The organism is Noviherbaspirillum denitrificans (genome assembly GCF_002211445.1).
Lineage (GTDB): Bacteria > Pseudomonadota > Gammaproteobacteria > Burkholderiales > Burkholderiaceae_D > Noviherbaspirillum > Noviherbaspirillum denitrificans.
The window spans coordinates 4,282,266-4,286,910 of the sequence record NZ_LSTO01000001.1; the positions used below are offsets into that span (position 1 = coordinate 4,282,266).

Annotated in this window: 5 protein-coding genes; all 5 read right to left on the reverse strand. The window is 64.0% G+C overall.

Annotated elements, in window-relative coordinates; genetic code table 11:
- Nucleotides 1-4: 4 nt before the first annotated feature.
- Entirely contained in the window at nt 5-2,470 is a 2,466-nt protein-coding gene (locus AYR66_RS20730; protein WP_088709082.1) for an EAL domain-containing protein, read from the reverse strand.
- 61 nt (nt 2,471-2,531) lie between these two features.
- On the reverse strand, nt 2,532-3,032 hold the full coding sequence (locus tag AYR66_RS20735; RefSeq protein ID WP_088709083.1) for a DUF421 domain-containing protein: 501 nt from the start codon (nt 3,030-3,032) through the stop codon (nt 2,532-2,534).
- 9 nt (nt 3,033-3,041) lie between these two features.
- Nucleotides 3,042-3,404 carry a PRC-barrel domain-containing protein gene (locus tag AYR66_RS20740; protein WP_088709084.1) on the reverse strand — a complete coding sequence of 121 codons (363 nt, stop codon included), beginning with the start codon at nt 3,402-3,404 and terminating at the stop codon, nt 3,042-3,044.
- A gap of 16 nt (nt 3,405-3,420) precedes the next feature.
- Complete coding sequence (locus AYR66_RS20745; protein ID WP_088709085.1) at nt 3,421-3,954, reverse strand: PRC-barrel domain-containing protein; 534 nt, start codon at nt 3,952-3,954, stop codon at nt 3,421-3,423.
- A partial coding sequence (locus AYR66_RS20750; RefSeq protein WP_141104285.1) for a glycosyltransferase occupies nt 3,951-4,645 on the reverse strand: 695 nt, incomplete at its 5' end. The genes AYR66_RS20745 and AYR66_RS20750, both read right to left, overlap by 4 nt.

Genomic DNA, 4,645 nt, shown 5'->3' on the forward strand with positions numbered 1-4,645 from the left:
AAAATCAGGCTGCGGCCTTGCTCCTGCACCATAGCGCAAACTCGGATGCCGGCAACGGCTTGCTGAACCAGTATCCCTGCGCCTGGTTGCAACCTTGCTCACGCAGATAGTGGAGAACGGATTCGGACTCGATGCCCTCACCGTGCACGTCGAGCTTGAGGCTGCGGCCAAGCGCGATGATCGCTTCGGTCACCGCCCGGCTCGCGGCATCGCCTTCGATGCGGCGCACGAAGGATTGGTCGACCTTCAGCTTGTCGAGCGGCAGGCTGGTCAGGCTCGCAAGGCTGGAATAGCCGGTCCCGAAGTCGTCGAGCGCGACCTTCACGCCAAGCGACTTGATGTCGTTCAGGATACGGATGGCTTCGTCGATGTTTTCCATCACGGCGCTTTCGGTGACTTCGATCTCGATGTTCTCGGGGTCGATGCCGGCCGCATCGATGATGCCGCACAGCTTGTCGGCGAAGCGCTGTTGCCGGAACTGCACCGGCGACACATTGATCGCCATCGTCAGTTCCAGGCCTTGCGCGCTCCAGGACTTGTGCTGCCGGCAAGCCTCGGTCGCCACCCATTCGCCAATATCGCCGATCAGGCCCGCCGCCTCGGCGACCGGGATGAACTTGTCCGGCAGGACCGCGCTGCCGTCGGCATCAAGAAGGCGCACCAATGCTTCGGCACCGATCAGGCGGCCGGTCTTGACGTCGACCACCGGCTGGTAATGCAGTGTGAGGCCGCCCTGGCGCAGCGCCGCCTTGATGCGCGCCTCGAGGCGCAGCGCTTCTTCCATCCGCTCATCGAATTCGCGCGTATAGAACTGGTAGGACGCACGGCCCGAACGCTTTGCCTCGTACATCGCCATGTCGGCGGCGTGGATCAGTCCGCTGACATCCGACGCGTGTTCCGGATAGAAGCTGATGCCGATGGATGGCGAGACGGACAGCTCCAGGTCGTTCATCTTCACCGGCCGGGAAATGGTCTCGATCAGGTGCTGTGCGACCGTGGCCGCATGACGCCGGAGCGCATCGAGATGGGGAAGGATGACCACGAACTCGTCGCCGCCGAGACGCCCCACCACATCCTCGTCGCGCGTGCCGGCGAGGATGCGCTTGCTCACCTCACGCAGCACGAAGTCGCCGGCATCGTGGCCGTACAGGTCGTTGATGGGCTTGAAGCGGTCGAGGTCGATGAACAGCAGCGCACCCTGACCGTGCCTGCGCCGCGACGCCGCCAGCAGGTGGCGTCCGTATTCGAAGATCAGCGCGCGGTTCGGCAAGCCGGTCAGCGGGTCCTGGAGGGCGGCCTGGCGCACCCGCTCCTGCGCAAGCTTCTGTTCGGTGATGTCGGCCACGAGGTAAGCGAACTTGCCATCGCCCAGGCTGAATGCGCGCGCGTAATACCATCGCTCGGGATCGCCGATGCAGTCTTCATGCGCCTCCGGCCTGCCCTCCTGTGCGACCCGCGCAAACATGTCCAGCCAGCGCGGCTCGCCTTCCGGCTCCAGTTCGCGCGCCGTCCTGCCGTTGACGCTGCCGTGTTCGTGGCCGCCTATTCGCTCGAAGGCGGGATTGACGAGCAGGTATGCGTAGTCGCGCGGCTTGTCTTCCGCGTCGAGCAGGATCTGGCAGATGGCGAAGCCCTCGTTCACATTGGTGAACAGCGTGCGGTATTTCTGCTCGCTGTCGCGCACCGCCTCCTCGGCCTTCACGCGCATTGTGATGTCCTCGCTGGCGATCACGATACCCGCCAGGCTGCCGGTATCGTCGTGCCATGGCCAGAGCTCCCACCTGACCCAGGTCGAACTTCCATCCTTTTGCAAGAAGCGGTCGCTCTCGGCGCGCAAGACTTCTCCGGCAAGTCCCCTGCGGTGGGCCTCCTTCCAGCTTTCGGGCAAGTCGGGAAAAAGTTCGTAGTGTGATTTCCCGACCGGATCGTCCCCGATTTCGAATACCATGCGCCAGCGCCGGCTCGCCGCCACGTAGCGCATCTCGCGATCGAACACAGCGATCGCCGCAGGCGAATGCTCGGTCAGCGTCTGCAGGCGGGATTCACTCTGCTGCAGCGCCTTGTTTCTTTCCTGCAGCTCGAGGTCTGCTTTCCGTACAGCATGCATCGCGACATTCATGAAATGCACCACCAGGCAATCGGCAACCAGGATAGCCAGAAACACCGCGACGGCAATCCGGTCTGCAAACGTCAGCGTATTGAACTCGAAATAGGGCGGGATGAAGAAATACCAGGCGGCAGCGGCGCTCAGCGCAGAGACGAATAACCCGGGAATGAGCCCGCACAGGAAAGCCGTGAGCAGGACGGCCGGAAAGAAGGTAAGGAAGGGGAATCCCACTTCAGGCAACACGTCGTCGAGAGCGAACCGTGCTGCAACGGCCAGCAGCCAGAACCCGATGGCGATGACATACCGCACGACGGCAGGAAAGGCGCGCAGCAAGGCACCATGACGGAGATCTTTCGGATCCATCGCCGCTCCAAATCCCGGTTCGACAATTCCGCAACGAATTGGTTGATGTCTCCGCGCGGCACTATTCCTTGTTCTTGATGATGCTGATCTGACCGTCGGACTCGATGAACGCCTCCTTCACGTCGTCGATATTTTCGATCCCTTCCTGGCGCAACCGGCTCCACAGCTCTTCATTGGTGATCAGTTCGCGCCGCATGTTGCGCCCCAACATGCGCCCCTTCCAGATCAGTCGAATGGGTTGCGGTTCGGCAAAGCGGCGGAAGAAAGCAAAGTGGAAGCTGAGCCAGTCCAGCAGCACGTTCCAGCCGATCAGCGTCGCGACCAGCACCATGCCGTCGGTGATGCTGGTGTACTCGCCCGCCATCGCATTCTGCGAGGCATCGGCAACGATCACGAGCACCAGCACGTCGGCAATGCCGACCGCGCCGATATCGCGCCGGATGACAAAGCGGAAGATGAGGAACAGGAACCAGTACATCGCCGACCCGCGGACGATGATCTCCGCCAGCGGCAGGCTGAGACTGAACATCTGTTCCCAGTCGAGCGAAAGCAGGTGGTCCATGCGCGCGCGCTACCTGTGTTCGACATGGGGCCAGCCCGCGCCAGGCATCGACGGCCAGTGCGCCTTGTCGAAACCCGGCGAGCGTTCGAGGCGCTCGCGGGCGACGTCGAGCACGAAGCAGCGGCGCTCCGCATCCAGCGTCAACGCGTCCCAGGGGACGGCGAACAGCTTGTTGCCGATGCCGAGCACGCCGCCATAGGAGAGCACGGCATAGGCGACATGGCCGCTGCGCACATCGATCATGATGTCCTGGATCTCGCCCAGGCTTTCCCCCGCAAGATTGACCACGGCGCACCCTTCCAGCGTATCGACCGCCATCACATCCGGCCCTGGGCCCGACAGGTCCGGCTTCTCCCCGATGATGTTCGCCATGATGCGTCTCCTCGTGTTACCGGGTGCCGCTTCCCGCCGCTCCCGACGGGTTGGCCACGGGGCTGCCGGACGAGATGCCCGCGCCGCCCGGATTGGCGCGGCCGACCATGCGGCTCCAGTAGCGGTCAATCTCGTCGTTCCACTTGCGGTCGGCCATGTCGGGCCACCTGGCCTTGTCGAAGGCCGGCGCCTGGCTGATCGTCTCGCGGTCGGCGTGCAGGACATAGCCGTTATCCCCGGGTTGCAATGCCTGCCACGGAATGGCGTGGAGCTTTCGCCCCACACCCATCACACCGCCGAAGCTGACCACGACGTAGGCGACCTCGCCGCGCCCGCTGTCGAGAATGAGGTCCTTGATCTGCCCGACCTTTCTGTTCCGCGCATCGCGCACCGTGGCACCGATGATCTTCGAACCGAGATAGAGCTTCTGCTGCCGCACCGTGGCGTCCGGCGCCGAAGCCGCGGCGCCTGTTGGAGGCGCGCTCTGCGCATGCGCGTGGATGGTCATTGCAAGCGCGACCGGCAAGGCAATGACAGGGATGGATTTCATGCAGCCCCTCCTGCAGTGGAAATAGCAAAGCGCATGCCACGCATTGCGCCGGCATGCCAGCCTGCGTCCCGCTCGCCGTCCGCAGAGCGATGATTCCCGCTCCTGCGCGGCGTCTCCGCCAGCAGCGTGGAGACATGCGCAGCCGTCGCGTCCCACGACGTCGAGGCGACGGCCTTGCGCATCCTGTCGATCGTCGCCGCATGTTCCTGTGGCGCGGCAAGCAGCGCGGCCTCACAGGCTTCAATGAAGGCCTGCGCGTCGCCGGCGGTGGTGACGATATCGCCATGCAAACCTGCGACATCCGGCAGCGGCGTGCCGACGATGGGCAGCTCGGCCGCCATGTATTCCAGCGTCATCGGCGGACAATGTGAATGCGTCGCCTCGTTCACCGCAAACGGGAGCAGGCAGACATCCCAGCCGGCCAGGAACTGCGGCATCGCTTCGTATGGCTGCGGCCCGAGGTAATGGATGTTCTCGCGCCGCGGCAACGCGTCCCGGCCGATTCCGCACAACGGTCCCGCCAGCACGATCTGCCATTGCGCATGCGCGTCGGCGAGCCGCGCAATCAGATCCATGTCGATGCGTTCATCGAGCACGCCGAAATAGCCGAGGCGCGGCCCCGGGATGTCCTTGTGCGCGGGATGCGAATTGGCGCGGTCCAGCGAGCGCAGGAAATGGCGGGCATCGACGC

What these genes read in the sequence shown, in the direction of transcription:
- AYR66_RS20730 (WP_088709082.1), bottom strand. Translation starts at nt 2,470, where the DNA reads ATGGATCCGAAAGATCTCCGTCATGGTGCCTTGCTGCGCGCCTTTCCT.
- AYR66_RS20735 (WP_088709083.1), bottom strand. Translation starts at nt 3,032, where the DNA reads ATGGACCACCTGCTTTCGCTCGACTGGGAACAGATGTTCAGTCTCAGC.
- AYR66_RS20740 (WP_088709084.1), bottom strand. Translation starts at nt 3,404, where the DNA reads ATGGCGAACATCATCGGGGAGAAGCCGGACCTGTCGGGCCCAGGGCCG.
- AYR66_RS20745 (WP_088709085.1), bottom strand. Translation starts at nt 3,954, where the DNA reads ATGAAATCCATCCCTGTCATTGCCTTGCCGGTCGCGCTTGCAATGACC.